The organism is Pontibacter sp. GD7, assembly GCF_058216375.1.
Genome location: NZ_JBYZMP010000014.1, coordinates 18,873 through 40,116, shown reverse-complemented (window position 1 = coordinate 40,116; position 21,244 = coordinate 18,873). Strand labels below are relative to the sequence as shown.

Here is a 21,244-nt window from a genome sequence, read left to right as displayed (position 1 = left end):
GATATCGAGAAGGCAGCTGTCCGGAAACTTACTGAAGTGCAATTACCCGGAAAAGAAGTATAAATACATCATACACATACTATATTACTTTTTTCTAATATTTAATAAGCTCTATAATGTTTGTTTACACATAAATATCAAAAAAGTTACATAGTATTGTGCTTTAAAGGGAGGTTTTTGCACTTCGTTTCATTCAAATGAATAGCTAAAATTCTTAAAAAAGTGCTTACCCTGAATAAAAAAGCACTTAATCATACATTTAATTGCACTTAATAATATAACAAAAAATTTTACATTAGAAATATTATATATTAATTAACATATATACTTGTTAGAGGTCTTACTTGCAGCTAACCACGACACCAAACAACTCAAATAAAGGATACCTGAACAATCAGATCAGACAGAAACAAACGTCACTTAGTAACTATAGCTTTTAGATGAAGCACCTAAATGAGAATGATTTTGTTTGGAAAAAGAATTGCAATGCAACAAATTGCATTTACAACTAAACTACCTTTAAACTAACTACATCTGCTAAATGAAGAACATCAAAGCCTTTGCTGTAGCAGCTATGCTTGGCCTGAGCCAGCTTGCTTCTGCGCAGCAGGCGGAACTTTCGTACTACCTGCCACAACATGTACAGTACAACAAGGCCGTACCTACACCCAAAGAGCTGCTCGGCTATAATGTGGGCGAGTGGCATGTAAGCCACGACCAGCTTGCCATGTACATGCGCCAGATGGCACAGCATTCCGACAGGATCACCATCTCGGAATATGGCCGCACACATGAAAACCGCCCTTTATACTTACTCACGATCACGTCGCCTGAGAACCACAAGAACATAGAAACTATAAAGGCAAACCATAAAAAACTGACCAACCCAGCTGAATCAGGCAGCCTTAACATTAAGGACATGCCTGCTGTTGTTTGGATGGGCTACAGTGTACATGGCAACGAACCGAGTGGCAGCAACGCCTCTTTGTTAGCCGTTTACCACCTGGCAGCAGCACAAGGTCCCGAGATAGAGAAGCTTTTAAAGGAAACGGTTATACTTATAGACCCATCTATAAATCCGGATGGACTGAACCGCTTTGCCAGTTGGGTAAACTCCCACCGCAGCAAGAACCTTATCATAGACAGCAACAGCGCTGAGTTTGACGAAGTATGGCCACGCGGCAGAACCAACCATTACTGGTTCGACCTTAACCGCGACTGGCTTCCACTACAGCACCCTGAGTCCAGAGGGCGACTAGCCAAGTTCCACGAGTGGAAACCAAACGTGCTGACCGACCACCATGAAATGGGCACGAACTCCACCTTTTTCTTCCAGCCAGGTATACCTAGCCGTAACCACCCCTTGTCTCCGGAGAATGGCTTTAAGCTGACGCAGAAAATTGGCACCTACCACTCCAAAGCTCTGGATAAGATCGGGTCCTTCTATTACACAGAAGAGAGCTTTGATGATTTTTACTATGGCAAAGGCTCTACTTACCCTGATGTAAACGGCTCTGTAGGCATCCTGTTTGAGCAGGCCAGTTCCAGGGGTCACGCCCAGGAAAGTGTAAATGGGGTGTTGACTTTTCCGTTTACCATCCGCAACCAGTTTACGACAACACTCTCAACACTGGAGGCTGCACAGGCCATGCGCGAGGAACTTCTGGCACACCAGCGTGATTTCTACAAGCAGTCTTATAGCGAGTCTAAGAACGCTCCTGTAAAGGCTTATGTGTTTGGCTCTGAAAAGGACAAAGCGAAAGCATATCACCTGGCAGAGATCATCAAACAGCACCAGATAGAAGTATACCGACCCAGGGACACGTTTAAGATAGACAACACAACCTATACTCCGGAGAATGCCTACATCATACCTACAGAGCAGCCACAGTACAAACTGATCGAAGGTATGTTTGAGAAGCGCACCAAATTCCAGGACAGCCTGTTTTACGATATCTCCGCCTGGACATTTCCGCTGGCTTTTGACCTGGACCACACTGCGCTTACTGCTAAAAACTTTAAGAATAGTTTACTGGGGCAGCGGGTTGAAAATGTTACTTTTCCGAAAGGTGAAGTTGTGGGAAGCATGAACAACTATGCCTATGTATTTGAGTGGCATGGTTACTACGCTCCCCGAGCCCTGAACACCCTGATGGAACGCGGCATACTTACCAAAGTGGCCACAGACAAATTTACCACAGGCAGCGGCAAGCAGTTTGACTACGGCTCTATACTTATACCTGTAACAGGCCAGCCACTTAACCCGGAAGAACTTTACAAGCTTCTGCAGCAGGTAGCCATCGAGAATGCATTACAAGTATACGCCATGGAAACAGGATTTACCCCACAGGGTATAAAACTAGGAAGTCCGATGATGGCGAATCTGCAGCAGCCAAAGATATTGCTTTTAATCGGAGATGGCGTAAACAGCAATGATGTTGGCGAGGCCTGGCACCTGCTGGATGACAGATTCAACATGAAGCCTACACTGGTTACCACCAGCAATTTCAATCGCATTGGCTTGAACAAGTATAACGTGATCGTGATGGCGGATGGCAACTATAACAGCATCTCCAAAGACAAAATGCGCAGCTGGGTACAGCAAGGCGGCACCGTAGTGGGCATGGGCGATGCGGTGCGCTGGCTGGCCGACAATGGCATTGGCAATATCACGTTAAAGAAAACAGAACAGGAGACAGCCTCCACTCAAAAGCCTTATGGAAATATGGGCAACGAGGTGGGTGCCCAGGTTATAGGCGGTGCTATTTTCGAAACCAGGTTAGACCTTACCCACCCAATAGCTTATGGTTACACAGATGCACAGCTTCCTATTTTCAGAAGCAACACCTTGTTCCTGGAACGCTCTAAAAGCCCTTATGCAAACCCGGTTATGTATACAGCCAACCCCTTAATGGCAGGCTATATATCAAAACAAAATTTACAAAAGGCTAAGAATTCGGCAGCAGTGGATGTTTCCTCAGTGGGAGCAGGAAAGGTAATCGCCATGCCTGACAACCCTAACTTCCGTGCCTTCTGGTATGGCACCAATAAACTGTTCCTTAACAGCATCTTCTTTGGTCAGATAATCAGTGGCAGTTCCGCTCGTGCCGAGGACGCACACAATTAGAAACACTCACAACCTGACCACCAATAGGCCTGAAACCCAAAGTTTCAGGCCTATTTTTTTCACCATCTTTTGAACAAATTCATTACCCTCCAACATACACCCCATCATAAAATCTAAAATTATACTATTACCATCACACTCCAACCACTACTTATACTTATAGCCAGATTTGACAACAAATAAGACACAAAACAAGATAATACAATTTTTACAAATTTAAACACATGTTACCTTTTATAGCAAATCCTCCTGGCTTTTCTCATTATTTATCCTAAATTTCACGTCTTCAATAAGTTTGCAGCTATAACTTTTTTTATCATATTGCTTTAACAATTATATCAGGCCATAAAAAATATACTAAGCCAATTTAAAGTATAAAAATAACCACCGGTGTCTTAACACTATAATTTCAATATTAGAATAATTACAAAACAACTCAACTTACGTGAGCTTTAAATTTGAACTTTATTTCTACTTAATACTTTTTGACTGCATCGATTTTTGTTGATAACGTGCTTATGAGAATACCTTTACCCTTAGCCCTTCTTGCTACAATCTTTTTCTGGGTCTGCACTGTACAGGTGTATGCCCAATGTGTAGCTCCAACCGTTACTTTTCCAGCTGGCAAATCCAGTGTTAATTATTGCGGTCCTACTACAATTAGTTTCAGTACAACCAGCACGGATCACAGGCCTACTTATACTGCAAACGGTGGAACCATAAACTCATATTCCTGGCGGGTAAATGGAGTGGTAACGGCTACAGTGGCCAACCCAATCATCAACTTCCCAACCGCAGGTAGCTACAAGGTAGATGTTACCGCTACGAGTACATGTGGCAATGTTTCGGAGGTAGCCACCCAGATCATCACCATTGAAGCATTGCCCAATGCCCCGTTGGTTGAGGATGTGTATGCCTGCCAGGGAAGCAAGGCCACGCTTTGGGTGCAGGATGCCAGGCCAGAACTGATCTATAGATGGTACACAACCTCTACGGGAGGCTCCCCTATCGTTTGGGGTACTTCATATACAACCGGTAATCTAAGCGCAAACACAACAGTTTATGTAGAAGCAGTCACGCAGAACGGGTGTGTCAGCGCAACAAGGTCAGCAGCAACTGCCTATGCTTCATCCATAGTTGGTGGAGGGCAAACCATAGGCAACGACCAGGAGATTTGTGCAGGCGTAATTCCAGCCCAGCTCACAGGAGCGGCGCCTTCCGCTGGCTCTATAACCTACCAGTGGTACCATAGCACGACAAACTCACTCACAGACTTTACCCCAATTGCCACTGGCCGGGACAAGGATTACCAGTCGCCGGCGCTGAACCGGACCACCTGGTTTAAGCGTGTAGCCTATAGAGATGGCTGCGCTGTTGAATCTAATGTGGTCAAGATCACAGTGAATGTACCGCCTGCCAACCCTGTTGCCAGCAACGTAAATATCTGTTCCGGCAGTCAGGCAACTTTAACTGTGGATAATCCGGATGCTTCTGTTGTTTACCGCTGGTATAGCACAGCAACTGCAACTTCAATAATTGGCTCCGGCACAAGTTATACTTCGCCGGCGCTTACAGCAGATAGGTCGTACTGGGTAGAAGCATCCACTACATCTGCCACAAACTGCTTTAACCCGGTACGGGTTGAAGTGAAGGTATTTGTAACGCAACCTGTAACAAATAATTCCATCACAGCGGCGCAGGCGATCTGTAGTGGAGGCACACCTGCAAAGCTAATAGGCTCAGTACCTAGCGGTGGCGGAAGCTCAAGCGGCGTGGGCGCTTATATTTACCAGTGGCAACGCAGTGAAGACGGTACTTTCTTTACGGACATTTCTGGCGCAAACGCTTTGGACTACGCCCCTCCTGCCCTCCAAACCACCACCTGGTACCGCAGGAAAGTAAAAACAAACAGCCCCTGCCCTGAAATAACCAGTAATGCCGTGAAGATCACGGTTACACCACTTCCTGTATCTATTAATATTGTGCCTCCTTCTATCTGTATTGGCACGCAGGCAACCCTTGTTATCACAAATCCTGAGGCGGGCTATACTTACCGCTGGTATGATGTGGCAGCCGGCAGCCCTATACTTGGCACTGGCACCTCTTATACTACAGTGGCCCTTACATCCAGTAAAACATACTATGTGGATGCGATCACGACGGATGGCTGTATTACCACGCGAAGCCCTGTAGATGTTACAGTACTGCCACTGCCCCAGAAGCCGGCAGTAGACCCTGCACTTGTATGTGAAGGCACCAGCGCCACACTGGTAGTAAAAGTTACAGACCCTAACCTGTTTTATCGCTGGTTCGACGAGAGCAATACCCTTGTGGCAAGCGGCACCAGCTACACTACTCCCCCGTTATCCGCCAACGCCACTTATTATGTAGAGGCTGTGACCAAGGCATCGCCGGGTTGTGCCAGCTCAAGAACTGCCGTAGACGTTACTATCTCCGCGTCAATATCCAACAACACCATCTCCGGTGACCAGCAACTCTGCAGCGGTGCTACACCGGCCAGCCTGACCGGCACGCTGCCTGTTGGCGGAAGCGGTGGTTATACATACCAGTGGGAACGCAGCGAGGATGGCACCTTTTTTACAACGATAACCTCTGGCACAGGCAAGGACTATGCGCCTGGAGCCCTGACTACAACGACCTGGTTCCGCAGAAGGGTTAAAGGCTCAGGCCCATGCCCGGAAGAAGTCAGCAACACGGTCAGGGTAACGGTAAATCCACTGCCTGCTACACCTGTGGTTAACAATGCAACCATTTGCACCAACACCTCCGCCACCTTAAATGTAGTATCGCCAGATGCCAATATAACCTATAAATGGTATTCGGTAGCCACCGGGGGCACGCCATTTAAAGTAGGCGCAAGCTATACTACCGAAACACTTACGTCCAGCAGAACATACTTTGTTGAGGCTGTGTCGAATGCCGGCTGCGTTAACCCGACCAGGCGCCAGGTAACAGTAAATGTGATCGCGCTCCCGGAAACCCCACAGGCAGACAACAAGGAAGTATGCGCAGGTACCAATGTAACCCTGGCGGTGCTTAACCCTAACGCCAATTTAACTTATAAATGGTACAGCGCATCAGTTAACGGCACTTTGCTGGCAACCGGCACAAGCTATACCACAGGCACCTTGTCGACGAACACAACGGTTTATGTAGAGGCTGAGACGGCAGAGGGCTGCACCAGCCCGAGCAGAAGGGCTGTATTTATAGAAGTTACGCCACTACCGGCCATACCGGAGGTTAACAGTACCACCATTTGCGCCGGCGATGCTGCTACCCTTTTTGTAAACAACCCTGATCCAACCCTGACCTACAAGTGGTACAGCGGCAACAACCTGCTTACAACAGGCATTTCCTATACTACAGATATACTTACATCCAGCACCTCATACTTTGTGGAGGCTGTAACCAACACCACAACCGCCTGCGCCAGTTCTACGCGTAGAATGGTAACCGTTACGGTTATACCTACTATCACAAACAATAGTATCAGCGCAGCCCAGACAATTTGTAGCGGTGGCACTCCGGCAAAACTAAACGGAACATTGCCAACAGGAGGCGGTAGTGATTATGTGTACCAGTGGCAGCGCAGCGAAGACGGTATTAACTTTACCAACATAGCCGGTGCAGTAAACCAGGATTATTCGCCAAGTTCTTTAACCATCAGCACCTGGTTCAGAAGGAAGGTAAAAGGGAACAGCACTTGCCCTGAGCATGTAAGCAATTCGGTTAAGATAACTGTTGCTCCCCTACCAACCACGCCAGCAGCTAATAACACAACAGTATGTGCCGGAGAATCTGCAACTCTAAGTATACTTTCACCGGATCCGTCTCTTACTTATAAGTGGTATACTTCGGCAACTGGCGGAAGTGCATTGGCTACTGGTGCTACTTATACTACGGGTTCTATCTCTGCCAACACTACTTATTATGTAGATGCTACCAGCAGCACAGGCTGCGTAAGTTCCAGAAAAGCCATACTTGTTTCTGTTAGGCCGTTACCGGAAATGCCTCAGGCCAGCGATAAAACTATTTGCGCCGGTCAGCGCACCACGCTTTCCGTAACATCACCGGACCCATCGTTAACTTACAGATGGTACAATACCAACGGAACACTACTTGCCACAGGCACTGCCTACAACACAGACTTCCTAAATGCAAGCACCACGTATTACCTGGAGGCATCAAACACCACCAACCCGGTTTGTACCAGCCCCAGAAAAACGGTAATTGTAACGGTAAACCCTCAGCCAACTGCCCCTATTGTACCAGATGCGACAACCTGTGCGGGTGCTACGGCAGTTCTGGCAGTTCAGTCTCCGGATGCAACGCTTACTTACAGATGGTATACAGTAGCCACAGGCGGTATAGCAATAGCTACAGGCACCACTTATACTACACCTACCCTTACTTCCGGCAGTACCTATTATGTAGAGGCTGTTATGGGGTCCGGATGCGCGAGCTCAAGAGTAGAAGCCTTGGTTAACGTTACGCCTTTGCCTGCCACGCCAGCTGCTGATAATATTGCAGTGTGCGAAGGCGCGCCGGCTGAGCTTATTGTAAGGAACGCAGACCCTGCCTTAACTTACAGATGGTATACAGCAGCTGCCGGAGGTTCTTTACTGGTAACCGGCAACACCTATACAGTTGCATCTGTAAACGCCACAACAACTTATTACCTGGAGGCTGTAACTTTAGGCGGTTGTGTTAGCCCATCCAGAGCAGCTGTAACTGTAAATGTTACGCCACTGCCGGCAACACCAGATGCAAACAGTACCACCATTTGCGCAGGCGACAGAGCAACGCTTTGGGTAATTAACCCTGACCCAGGCCTGACCTACCGCTGGTACGATGGCACATCGCTGTTGGCAACCGGTGTTTCTTACACGACCAATACCTTAACAAGCAGCAATACCTACTATTTAGAGGCTGTAACGAACACCACAACAGCCTGTGTGAGCACATCACGCAGAACAGTGACGGTAACAGTTACACCTGGCATCAGCAATAACAGCATTTCTGCAGACCAGAGCATTTGCAGCGGAGGCACCCCGGCTCAGATAACAGGCGCAATGCCTGCAGGCGGGGGTGGTAGTTATACTTACCAGTGGGAGCGTAGCGAAGACGGCGTTACCTTTACAAGTGTAGCAAGCGCCACTAACCAGAACTATGCACCGGGAGCCTTAACCATTACGACCTGGTACAGAAGAAAAGTGAAAGGAACCGGCACCTGCCCTGAGCATACCAGCAACGCCGTTAAAGTAACAGTTTCTCCGCTTCCTGCCACACCAAACGCCAGCACGGCAACTGTTTGCTACGGCGAAAGCGCTACCCTGAATGTTGCTTCTCCGGATGCATCACTTACTTATAAATGGTATGCAGAAGCTACAGGAGGAAGCCCACTGGCCAGCGGCACATCTTTTGCAACAGGCACTGTTACGGCAAACACTACTTTCTATGTAGAGGCCGTAAACGCAGCAGGCTGCGTGAGCAGCAGAAGAGCTGTAGCCGTAACGGTTCGTCCGCTACCGGAGATGCCACAAGCCAGCGATAAAGCCATTTGCGCCGGCGAGAGAACGACACTTTCTGTTTCCTCTCCTGATCCGGGACTTACTTACAGATGGTATGCTTCGAATGGAACCCAGCTAGCCACAGGCACCACATATACTACGGCTTACCTAAACGCCAGCACTACTTACTTCCTGGAGGCATCCAACACCACGACCCCGGTTTGCACCAGCCCAAGAAAGACAGTAGTTGTAACCGTAAACCCACAGCCTGCAGCACCAACAGCAGCTAAAGTTACAGCTTGTGCCGGTTCAACGGCAGAGCTCACCGTACAAACACCGGACCCTGCATTGGTTTATAAATGGTATACTTCGGCAACAGGTGGCACCCCGATCAGAACAGGCACTACGTATACTACGCCAGCCTTAACATCAGCCAGCACCTATTATGTAGAGGCTACTTCGGCTACAGGCTGCGTGAGCACACGTACGGCGGTTGCCGTTTCAATTACGCCTTTGCCTGCCACACCTACTGCCGATAACCTGTCTATCTGCGCAGGAGCCCCGGCCGAACTTACTGTTACCGATGCAGACCCTGCCCTTACCTACAGATGGTATACAGAGGCAGCAGGCGGTACTTTACTAGCCACCGGCAACACCTACACCATCGGCTCGCTTGACCAGACCACGACATACTACCTGGAGGCTGTAACGGCCAATGGTTGTGCAAGTGCATCCAGAGCTACCGTTACCGTAGATGTTACGCCGCTTCCGGCAACTCCTGAGGCTGACAATACGACTATCTGTGCAGGCGATGTGGCAACACTTTGGGTGAAGAACCCTAGCCCAAGCCTGTCCTACCGCTGGTATGCAGGCAGCACGCTGGTAGGCACAGGGTTATCTTATACTACAAATACCCTTACCAACAGCGCTACTTATTACCTGGAGGCAGTTACAAATACGGCAACTGTCTGCACCAGCCCATCGCGCAGAACGGTGACGGTTACAGTAACACCTGGAATCAGCAACAACAGCATCACATCTAACCAGACCATTTGCAGCGGCTCAGTGCCAACCATACTTACAGGCTCTGTTCCGACTGGTGGCGGCGGAGGTTATACTTTCCTGTGGGAACGCAGTGAGGACGGTACAAACTTCACAAGTATAGCCGGTGCAACAGCACAGAGTTATACTCCAGGCAGCCTGACTACAACAACCTGGTTCAGAAGAAAAGTAAAAGCAGCAAGTTCCTGTCCGGAGCAGATAAGCAATACGGTACAGATCATTGTAACGCCGTTGCCTGCCATGCCTGTGGCAAACAACACATCGGTTTGCCAGGGATCAGCAGCAACTTTGAGTATAACCTCACCTAATGCAGCCTACATCTACCGCTGGTATACTTCGGCCACAGGCGGAAGCAGTCTGGCTACCGGTGAGAGCTATACTACGGTTGCTTTGGAAAATACTACTACCTATTACGTGGAGGCAGTTAGCAGCACAGGCTGCGCCAGCCCTAGAAAAGCGATCACCGTAACCGTAACAGCCACACCAGAAACACCAGAGGCAGCCGACAGAACAATCTGTGCAGGCCAGTCAGCTACACTTTCGGTAACTGCGCCAATGCTAAGCTATACTTACAGATGGTATAACAGCGGCGGCACGCTGGTTGCTACCGGCACATCGTTCACTACGCCTGCCCTATCTGCAAACACGACTTATTATGTAGAGGCAGTTACAGGAGGAGCATCAGCGTGTATGAGCAGCCGCAAGGCAGTAGCTGTAAACGTAACGGCATTGCCTGCGGTGCCTACTGCCGATGATATGACTATCTGTTCTGCTACAGCTGCTACCCTTACTGTGAAAACAGTGGAGCCGGGCATTACCTACAACTGGTACACTATAGCAACAGGCGGTGCTCCAATAGCAAACGGCACCTCATTTACTACCAGCACGCTTACTTCCAACAGAACATACTACCTGGAGGCAGTATCAGCTAACGGATGTACCAGCCCGGTAAGAAGAGCAGTAGCCATAACGGTAACGCCACAGCCAGCACAGCCTTCAGCGCCAGATTATACTGTGTGCTCAGGAGAGCGTGTTACCATGGCAGTAGCCTCACCGGACGGTAACCTGATCTACCGCTGGTACGATAAGAACGGCGCACCACTGGCAACAGGGATCTCTTACACCACAGAAGCACAGACAGTAAATACCACCTTCTACGTAGAGGCCGTAACGCAAACCTCACCAGCTTGTGTTAGCCCACGCGAAGCTATCAATGTGAATGTAACCAGCCTGCCTGCTACACCTGTGGTGGATAACAGCACCATCTGTACTGGTGGCACTACCACATTGTTTGTGAAAAACGCTTCGCCATCTGCAGTGTATAAGTGGTATGACGATAACGAGACGCTGCTTGCCACAGGCACAACCCTTACAACAGCTGCTCTTACCAACGATGCCATTTACTATGTAGAGGCGTCCACGGCTTCGGGTTGCGTAAACCCGGCGCGTGCGGTGGTAACAGTTTTTGTAACGCAGCAGATCACGAACAACAGCATCTCTGCAGACCAGACCATTTGCAGCGGCGGCGCCCCGGCCAGGTTAAGCGGAAGTCAGCCAGGAAACACCAACGGCACCATTCAGTTCGTTTGGGAAAGCAGCGAGGACGGCACCAACTTTACAGGTATAACCAACGCCACCGGCCGCGATTACCAGCCAACCGCCCTTAACGTAACAACCTGGTTCAGAAGAAAAGCAACAGTAGAAGGCAGCAACTGTGCCGCCAGCTACAGCAACATAATCAAGGTAACTACCATCGCGCTGCCGTTAACACCGGTTGCCAGCAGTGTAACCATCTGTGCAGGCGCTAAAGCAAACCTGCGCGTAAGCTCAACAGAGTCTACTTATACTTACAGATGGTTTGACGTAGCCACAGGCGGCAATAGCCTGACAACCGGAGAAGCCTTTGAAGTAGACGGACTGACAGCTGACAAGACTTACTATGTGGAGGCAATGAACAGCAACGGTTGCATCAGCCCGCGCAAAGCAGTAACCGTTTATGTTACTCCGCTTCCTGCCACGCCTCAGGCCGCAGACAAGATGGTATGTGCCGGCGGCAACACGACACTAAGCGTTACCAACCCGGATACTAAACTAAACTACCGCTGGTTCGATGCCAGTGGTGCTTTAGTAGCTAACGGTTCATCGTTCACAACACAGAACCTGACAGCTAACACGGTATTCTTTGTAGAGGCTTACACCAACACGGTTCAGGCTTGTGCCAGCCAGCGTAAAATAGTTAACGTTGCGGTAACTGCTCTGCCAAACATGCCTGAGGCGGATGACGCCTTTGTTTGTGCGGGAGGCGCTGCAACACTAAGCGTGAAGCAGCCAGACCCTGCCCTAACCTATAGATGGTACAGTGCAGCCACAGGCGGAACTCCGATAGCAGCACAGCCAACACTTGAAACAGGAGTACTTACATCAGACAGAACATACTTTGTAGAGGCCGTAAACGCAGCAGGCTGCGTGAGCCCGAGAGAAGCAGTTAAGGTAACTGTAACGCCGCTGCCAGCCGAGCCGCTTGCCTCTAACAAGGCCATCTGCGCCGGACAGACAGTAGAACTGAGCGTGAACCAGCCGGATGTAAACCTTACATACAGATGGTTTGACAGTGCAGGAAAATTACTCGCAACCGGCAACAAGTATGCAGTTAGCGGATTAACAGCCAGCGCTACGTATTACGTGGAGGCCATGACAGCAGCAGGCTGTGTAAGCCCTACCAGAAAAGCCGTAGTGGTAAGCGTATCACAGTTACCGGGTACACCAGCTGTAGAGAATGCAGCCATCTGTGCCGGCGAAAGAGTAACCCTGTTTGTGAAGAATCCGGATCCAACCCTGGAGTATCGCTGGTACAACGATGCCGCTGGTACTAACTTGATCGGCTCTGGCATTTCTTATACTTCTACTGATGCACTTTACTCCGGCAAATCATACTTTGTGGAGGCAGTAAACACAGCAGGATGCAGCAGCGCTACAAGACAGCAGGTAGATGTGCGCGTAACAGGAAAGCCGGCCACCCCGGTTGTAAACGATGCGACTATCTGTGCAGGCAGCAGCGCCACACTAACAGTTACCGCTCTGGATGCAGCTATGCTGTACAAGTGGTACGATGTAAACGGCACGTTCCTGCACACCGGCACTACCTACACTACTGTTCCGCTTTCGTCTAAGGCTGTGTTCCATGTGGTGGCAAGCACTACCACCACACCGACCTGCGCCAGCGACACTAAAGTAGTAACAGTAAACATTGCCACTCCGCTTACAAACAACACCATCAGCGCAAGCCAGACCATCTGCAGCGCAACGGCACCTGCCCGCTTGAGCGGTTCGGTACCAAACGGTGGTAACATGGCGGCTATTACCTACCAGTGGGAAAGCAGCACCGACGGCGTGAACTTTGCAAGCATTGTGGGTGCCTACGCACAGGATTATGCGCCGGGCAACCTGACTACCGACACCTGGTTCAGAAGAGTGGCGCGAGTGGCAGGACCTTGCAGCGAAACAGTAAGCAATGCCGTGAAAGTGACCGTGATTCCTTTACCAGCTACACCGGTAGCCGAGAATCAGCGGGTATGTGCAGGAAGCTCTGCCACGCTTAAAATACAGAACCCGTCTTCTACAGCTGAGAATATTGTTTACCGCTGGTACAATGTAGCCTCAGGCGGAAGTGCGATGGCCTCTGGAATATCATTTGTGACTCCTGCCCTGTCTGCCAACACTACTTACTATGTAGAGGCGACAAACGGCAACGGTTGCACCAGCAGCACACGCCGCGCAGTACAGGTAATGGTAGACCAGCCGGTTACGAACAACACGATCAGCGGCAACCAGACTGTTTGTACCGGAAGCAAGGCAACAGCACTGTTCGGCTCACAGCCGGCAGGTGGCTCCGGAGCTTATACTTACCAGTGGCAGCGTAGTGCCGATGGCGCAAACTTTACCGACATCTCAGGCGCTACAGGCCAGGCATATGCACCAACAGAAGAGTTCGCGAAGACAACCTGGTTCAGAAGAAAAGTGAAAGCCGAAGGACCATGCAGTGAAAGTATAAGTGCTGCCGTGAAAATTGAAGTTGGGTTCTCGCCTAACACGCCAACGGTAACATCAGCAGCAATATGCCCGGGTGTAAGCACAACATTAACAGCTACAGCCATGGCAGGCCTTACAGTAGAATGGTATGATGCTCCGCAGGGAGGCACGCTGATCTTTGTTGGCAATGCTTATACTACGCCAGTGCTTAACTCTACTACATCGTACTGGGTGCAGTCGGTGAGCAGCACCGGTTGTATCAGCAAGCGCCAGGAAGCCAGAGTGGATGTAGTTGGTCCGCAAGTATCCATAACGGATGACCTGACCATTATCGAAGGCAAAACGGTACAGCTAAGCGCTACAGGAGGTGCATCTTACGAGTGGTCGCCGGCAAAAGAACTATCTGATCCGACCATCTCTACCCCTGTTGCCAAGCCGTCTAAAACTACAACCTATGTGGTGAAGGTGACAACGCGTGAGGGCTGTATGGTAATGAAGCAGGTAACGGTAACGGTCCTTCCGAAGATCACCATCACCAACGTGATCACGCCTAACGGCGACGGCTACAACGACAAGTTTGACATTAAAGGGATTGAAAGTTACCCTAATGCTACGATAGAGATCTATACCCGTTGGGGCGAAATGGTGTTCCAGTCTAAGGGATATCCGGAGCCTTGGAACGGCACGAAGAACGGTAATCCGCTGCCAGTAGGAGCTTATTACTATCTCATAAAGCTAGACGCTACGTCGGCACCAATTTCAGGAAGTGTAACAATTGTAAAATAATCACCAGCAGAGATGAAAAGAGTTTTAGCAATAGCCTTGGTTGTTATCGCCACAGTTGGACAAACGCTGGCACAGCAAAAGCCACAGCATACACAGTACGTGCTTAACAATTACCTGACAAACCCTGCAGTAGGCGGCATAGAAAGCTATGCCGACCTGCGCAGCAGTTTCCGGAGCCAGTGGGTTGGTATTGAGGGAGCACCGCAAACATTTTATACGACACTGCATGCCCCGCTGGGCAAGCAAAGCAGCGGTTCGCCGAAGGCACGAAAGCCCAACCAATACGGGTTCTCAAAAAGAAACAGCTATAAAAAAACGATGCCGCACCACGGTGTGGGTGCCATTGTGCAGGTAGACAAAGCCGGCCTGTTAACAGCCTCGACCCTTAACGGAACATACTCCTACCACTTGCCATTAACGAACTACTTTACCCTTTCGAGTGGTATAGCGGCGGGCCTGACGCAGTACAGGGTAAACACCATAGAGGCCAATCCCAACGACCCCAATGACCCATACCTTACTGGCGCAACACAGCTCAACGCGACGAAAATGGACCTGGGACTTGGCATGTGGCTGTATACCCCGGATTTCTATGTGGGTGTATCGGGTGCGCAACTGGTTAAAAGCGGCTCAGACATACAAGGCGACGAACCAAACCTGACCCTGCAGCCGCATTTTTATACTACAGCCGGCCTGCGTTTTCAGCCATCCGAGGACCTGGCGCTTATACCGTCTGTAATGGTAAAGATGACAGCGACATCGGCCCCGGCAATAGATGTGAACCTGCGTGCCATGTATAACCAGCAGGTTTGGGGCGGCGTAACCTACCGCCACACCGACTCCTGGGCAGCCATGGGGGGTGTAAACCTGAACTACCTGCTAGACCTGAGCTACTCCTACGAGCTGGCAACCTCTTCTATGAAAGAAGCCACTGTTGGCACACACGAGGTGGTATTGGGCATCAAACTGAATAACCTCAGAAAAGTGATTTGCCCGCAGTTTATGTGGTAAGTATAAAATGCAACTATGAATTAAACTTTTACCCTTGTTCCCTTTATTTCCAATTATGAAAGCTAGTACAAAGGCCAGTGCACATGCGCTGGCTTTTGCTTTTATAAGCTGTATAGTCCTGATAGGCTAAGTAAGTATAATCCATTACCTTTGCAGCACAAACACCCAACAAAGTATAATTATATGAGTGCTAAAAGCTTTGAAATGCTGTTAGAGTTGGCTTTCGACACAGACAAGCCCCAGGTTTATGAAGAAGGCGCAGCCAATGTATACCAGCAGTTCGAAAGGGCTTACAGGGATGCGCAGAAAAAAGGCGGCAAACCAACAGAAGAGCTAAACTTCAGGTATGAGCGCCTTAGGTTGGGTGTGGCTATGGCCTTTGTTAAAGCTTTTGTGCGACTGGCCGACAACGAGAAAAGCCACGAGGCACTGGAGGTGTTGCAGGATGCCCTTAAAGCCAAAAGCGCCCGCGAGATAGACAAGGTTGTACAAAAGCAGATTGCCAAGTTTGACCACCTGTACCATGAGATCTTCGTGAACGAGGAGCGGGATTATTTACTGGGTATGTTTGAACGGACACTTGATGCAGCCAGCAAAGAAGAACTGGATGAGCTTATCTTTCAGGGGCTGGAGCTGTTGCCTGAGGTAGACTGGGAGGCTAAAGGGCAGGATGAAGACGACGATAACACACCACTGGACGAAGACTTTCTGAAAAGCCTGTAACACAAAGTATGGAAATCACACTTACCACGCCGGCCCTGTTGTTTCCTGCCATTTCGCTGTTGCTACTGGCCTATACCAACCGTTTTATTGCGCTGGCAAACCTGATCCGGAGCCTTAAAAAACGCTATGCCAGCACCCATAGCAACCTGGTGTATGGGCAGATAAAGAACCTGCGTACCCGCCTGGTACTGATCCGGAACATGCAGGCCTTCGGCATCTGCAGTATTTTTGGCTGCGTGGTGTGTATGTTTGTACTGTTTGCCGGCTATAACACAGCAGGTAAGTACCTGTTTGGGCTAAGCATGATCTTACTGATGATTTCGCTGGGGCTTGCCCTGCGCGAGATCCAGATCTCGGTAAATGCACTTCGTCTGGAGTTGAATGATCTGGAAGAAATTAGTGAAAAATAACAACGAGCCTGTTTAGAGGCTGTTTTAAAATTTACTTGGCCAGCCCTTGCTGCGTGTTTTCACCAGCAAGTATAATATCCAGTGCCTGCCATTATTGGTGAAAAACACCAGCCATGGCGGGTTCAAGTTATTATCCAAAACTCTAACAGCTTCACAACATATATATACTACTCTTCTTAAAATTCAGTAATCAGTTTTTCAGGACATTTTTTTGAGCCTTAATTTTAAACAGAGCAAGTAAATGTCATAATATTACTACATTTATATACCTAAATGTAGTAATAGCCTCACTATACTTAGTGTTCTTTTTTCCAAGCTAAGATTTCAAACATTGTTTTAAAATGCTGAAACATTTTATTTCTCTCCTATTCATTCTGTTTTGTTGCACAACAGCTTCAGCTACACATATAGCTGGCGGCGAGTTTGCATTGACCCATATTTCTGAAAACAACTATAGATTGAACTTCTATCTCTATTTCGATGACGTAAATGGTAGTCCTGGTGCAATGGACAGCAATATTGAGGCAGTGATATTTGAGAAAGGATCTAACAAACTTATTTCAAAAGTAAATTTACCCTTCAGATCGCGAACACCTTTAGGGTATACAAATATTGATTGCTCGATAAGCAGTTTAAAGACAAGCTTAATATCATACTATAACGATATCGTACTTGACCCGGCAATCTATACTAACCCAGAAGGTTATTATGTAACCTGGGAAAGATGCTGTCGCAGTAATGCAATCTCAAACATCCAGGATTCTGGTTCGTCAGGAATGGTATTTTATATGGAATTTCCTGCTGTGGTTAAAAATGGAAATCCATTTATAAATTCCTCTCCACAGCTGTCGCCCCCTTCAAGTGATTATGCTTGTGTAGGTGAGCCTTACCAATATACTTTTAACACAATAGATCCGGACGGGGACGAATTAATTTATGACCTTGTTCCTCCGCTTCGTGGTTATACCTCCCCGGTAATGCCTGTTTACAGTAGCATTACCGTTATGCCACTTCCATTACCATATCCGGAAGTAAGTTGGCTTAGTGGTTACTCCGGCAGCAATCAGATTCATGGAAACCCAGCTCTGTCAATAGATCCGAGATCCGGGAAATTAACTATAGTTCCTAATTATAAAGGCTTATTCATATTTGCAATACGGTGCCAGGAGTTCAGGAATGGTGTAAAAATTGGAGAGGTGAGAAGGGATTATCAGCTGCTTGTTTTATCATGTCCTAAAAATGAACCTCCAACTATAAATGCTTTTATCGGGGGTCAAACGAATGCTTACACTGAAGGAGAGTTGATAACTTTAGGTTCTACTCATACGCGTCGTATTAAAGTAAGTTTTACAGATCCAGATATCTACGAAACCCTTACACTAACAGCAAAACCAGTAAATTTTTCTAACAGCGATTTTAATTTTAAAGGCACTACCCAGGGAATAGTAAACACTCCGAATGGCAAAACTTCACTTGAGGCGTTTCTATACTTTGATGCCTGCTTCGATTCAAAAGGACAAACATACTTATTGGACTTAATTGTAAACGACAATAAATGCCCTATATCCAATACTGACACCATTCGGTTGAGTATTGTAGCAGAACCAATCCCGGACACGCCTCCAAGTATATCCTTTGCTGACAATAAAAAAGTATACACTGTAGAGGCCGGTGATGAATTACGAATTGAGGTTATAGGTAACGACCCTAATAATGAGAAAATAACGCTTTCGGCAAGAGGTGTAGGGTTTGAATTAGAGAGTAAGACTATCACATTTAATTCAAAAACAGATATTGGTTCTTTAACTTCTGATTTTTTATGGAAGATAGATTGTGAAACGGTTAAACAACCGAGCTACCAAGTTGAATTCAGGATAGTATCGTCTGGATGCGGGCAGGAAGTGATAAGAACAGAGATCATCGAAATACAAACAAAAGTCGATAAAATCACTAAAAACACTATATCCTCATCTCAAACAATTTGTCCTGGTCAGGTGCCAGTATTTTTAAACGGATCGCTGCCAGAAGGAGGAAACAACAGCTATACTTATATCTGGGAAATGAGTACATCAGGTGAAAATTTTGTACCTGCTTCAGGTGTTAATAACACGCAAAACTACTCTCCTACAGCACTTTATAAAACAACCTGGTTCAGAAGAACAGTAAATCGTGGGTTGTGCAGTGAAAGTATAAGTGATGCAGTAAAAATTACTGTGGTTGAACCAATCCAGAATAATGTTCTTTCCAGCAATCAATCTATATGTATAAATGGGTTACCTGCACTTTTAGAGGGTACTATACCTTCTGGTGGTACTGGCAGTTATACTTATAGATGGGAAATTAGCCTTGAAGGCCCCTCAAGTGGATTTATGCAGGCACCCGGCACCTTCAATTCTCCGCAATACCAGCCTGAAGCACTTACGCAAAATACTTGGTTCAGACGTGTAGTAACTTCGGGTATCTGTTCCTCATCTGTTTCTGTTAGTGATGCAATCCAAGTAACTGTTGTGCCACCTATACAAAACAATTCAATTTCAGGAACACAACTGGTTTGTTTCGGCACAAGCACTTCACTGATCTCGGGAAACACAATTACAGGCGGTACAGGCACTTATACTTACCGATGGGAATATAGCACGACAGGAGAATCGTCGAGCTTTGTGCCTGCACCTGGCAGAAATACAGATGAAACTTATACTTCTGCACCATTAACTCAAAGTACATGGTTCAGGCGTATTGCATTTTCAAGTACATGCGAGCGTATAAGCAATACATTTAACGTTACTGTAGACCCAACTCCTACAGCTGCCACTGTGAAGGGAGCTACCGTTTGCCCAAATCAATCAGCAACGCTAACAGCCGATATAGCTGTTTCAGATTATACTTTACAATGGTACGATGCGCCAATTGGAGGCACTTTATTATATACCGGCAAAACTTATACTACCCCTGTCCTGCTGAATACTACAAGCTATTACGTGCAGGCTGTTAACACGAACGGGTGTCCTAATCCGGAACGCACTAAAGTAATAGCGGTAGTATTTATTCCGGTTGCGGATGCTGGTGAAGATAAAACGATAGTGCAAGGTGCAAGCCTAGAGTTAAATGGCAAAGGAGGCGAAACCTATTTATGGTCACCTGCGACTGGTTTATCAGATCCTAACATAGCAAACCCGATTGCAAAACCCCAAGAAACTACTACATATACATTAACAGTAATAACAGCTGATGGCTGCACAGCCACCGATGAGGTAACTATAACAGTGCTCCCGCTTATTTCACCAACTAACGCTATCACCCTGAACGGAGACAATGTGAATGATACCTGGCACATCCGAAACATAGAGCACTATCCTAACTGTCGCGTGCAGGTGTTTACTGGTGCAGGTGTTAAAGTTTTTGAATCAAAGGGATACAAAGAGGAATGGAATGGAATGCAAAATGGCAAATACCTCCCGAAAGGAGTTTATTATTACATAATCGACTCGGGCATGAATACTGAGCTTATTTCTGGAAGTATCACATTCGTGAAGTAACACTTATGAAATCGATTTACTACTATCTATTATTATTATTAGGATTCTGGTTCTCATCTTTTAGTAGCCATGCCCAACAGATGACACAGCAAACACAGTATGTTGGCAATAATTTCTTGCTCAATCCTGCAATAGCCGGAATTGAAAGTTACTTAGATCTTCGCACGAGCTATAAAACACAATGGATAGGATCAGAGGGTGCCCCAACAAGTTTTTATACAAGTGTCCATTCTTCAATCAACAAAAATGGCGCTAACGGAAATAATCTCAGCAGTAATAATGGCTCTTCTGGGCAATATGGTAGTACATTACCGCACCATGGATATGGTGCAATTATTCAGATGAACAAAGCTGGCTTGTTTAGCATATTATCCTTCAATTTAAACTACGCATATCATATTCCTCTCACTGGAAATTTAAACATGTCCGCTGGTATATCTACAGGGCTAAAACAATTTCGTTTAAACCGTGATAAACTTGATGTATTAGAGCCAAACGATGAGTTATTAACCGGAGATGCAAGCCAAAAAATTACGCCTGACCTGGGTATTGGCTTCTGGATTTACAGCAAAAACTATTATTTAGGCCTTTCAGGTTTGCAGCTACTCCGAAACAAATCTGACAATGGATCAACGGAACCTGATGCATCGTCAATGCCAAATTTTTACGCCACTGTTGGTTTGCGTTTACATGCTTCCGACCTTCTTAGCATTTCACCTGCAGTGATGGTAAAGACGACTGAGAACGGAGAGGTTAAGGTTGATGCAAACACAAAGCTCACTTATAACCAATTTTTATGGCTAGGTGCATCATACCGACATAAAGATGCACTTGCAGGTACTCTAGGTACTTACTTATCACATATGCTGGATGTAAGTTATACTTATAATATCGCTACCTCAGAACTAAACCAGATTAGTGCTAACAGTCATGAGGTGGTAGTAGGCATTAAGCTAAATAACAGACAAAAAATACGTAGTCCGCAATGGACCTGGTAAAATGTTAGCACTGCGTTATCGTACGCTTTAA

7 protein-coding genes are annotated in these 21,244 nt (G+C 47.3%); all 7 read left to right on the top strand.

The window, feature by feature from the left end; translation table 11 throughout:
• Nucleotides 1-541 precede the first annotated feature (541 nt).
• The 7 genes from AC4BAP_RS17380 to AC4BAP_RS17350 all read left to right on the top strand — a co-directional run bounded on the left by AC4BAP_RS17380 (nucleotide 542) and on the right by AC4BAP_RS17350 (nucleotide 21,213).
• Nucleotides 542-3,127: a M14 family metallopeptidase gene (locus AC4BAP_RS17380; RefSeq protein ID WP_490583946.1), complete on the top strand. Its 2,586-nt coding sequence runs from the start codon at nucleotides 542-544 to the stop codon at nucleotides 3,125-3,127.
• A 518-nt stretch (nucleotides 3,128-3,645) separates the two neighbouring features.
• On the top strand, nucleotides 3,646-14,535 hold the full coding sequence (locus tag AC4BAP_RS17375; protein ID WP_490583945.1) for a T9SS type B sorting domain-containing protein: 10,890 nt from the start codon (nucleotides 3,646-3,648) through the stop codon (nucleotides 14,533-14,535).
• 12 nt (nucleotides 14,536-14,547) lie between these two features.
• Nucleotides 14,548-15,546 (top strand): PorP/SprF family type IX secretion system membrane protein, encoded by a 999-nt coding sequence (locus AC4BAP_RS17370; RefSeq protein WP_490583944.1) that lies wholly within the window; start codon nucleotides 14,548-14,550, stop codon nucleotides 15,544-15,546.
• A 183-nt stretch (nucleotides 15,547-15,729) separates the two neighbouring features.
• Nucleotides 15,730-16,269 carry a hypothetical protein gene (locus tag AC4BAP_RS17365; protein ID WP_490583943.1) on the top strand — a complete coding sequence of 180 codons (540 nt, stop codon included), beginning with the start codon at nucleotides 15,730-15,732 and terminating at the stop codon, nucleotides 16,267-16,269.
• Between the two features lie 8 nt (nucleotides 16,270-16,277).
• Nucleotides 16,278-16,679 carry a DUF2721 domain-containing protein gene (locus AC4BAP_RS17360; protein WP_490583942.1) on the top strand — a complete coding sequence of 134 codons (402 nt, stop codon included), beginning with the start codon at nucleotides 16,278-16,280 and terminating at the stop codon, nucleotides 16,677-16,679.
• A 341-nt stretch (nucleotides 16,680-17,020) separates the two neighbouring features.
• The gene (locus AC4BAP_RS17355) at nucleotides 17,021-20,215 is read left to right on the top strand and encodes a T9SS type B sorting domain-containing protein (protein ID WP_490583941.1); all 3,195 of its coding nucleotides are present in this window, start codon (nucleotides 17,021-17,023) and stop codon (nucleotides 20,213-20,215) included.
• Between the two features lie 5 nt (nucleotides 20,216-20,220).
• On the top strand, nucleotides 20,221-21,213 hold the full coding sequence (locus tag AC4BAP_RS17350; RefSeq protein WP_490583940.1) for a PorP/SprF family type IX secretion system membrane protein: 993 nt from the start codon (nucleotides 20,221-20,223) through the stop codon (nucleotides 21,211-21,213).
• Nucleotides 21,214-21,244 lie beyond the last annotated feature (31 nt).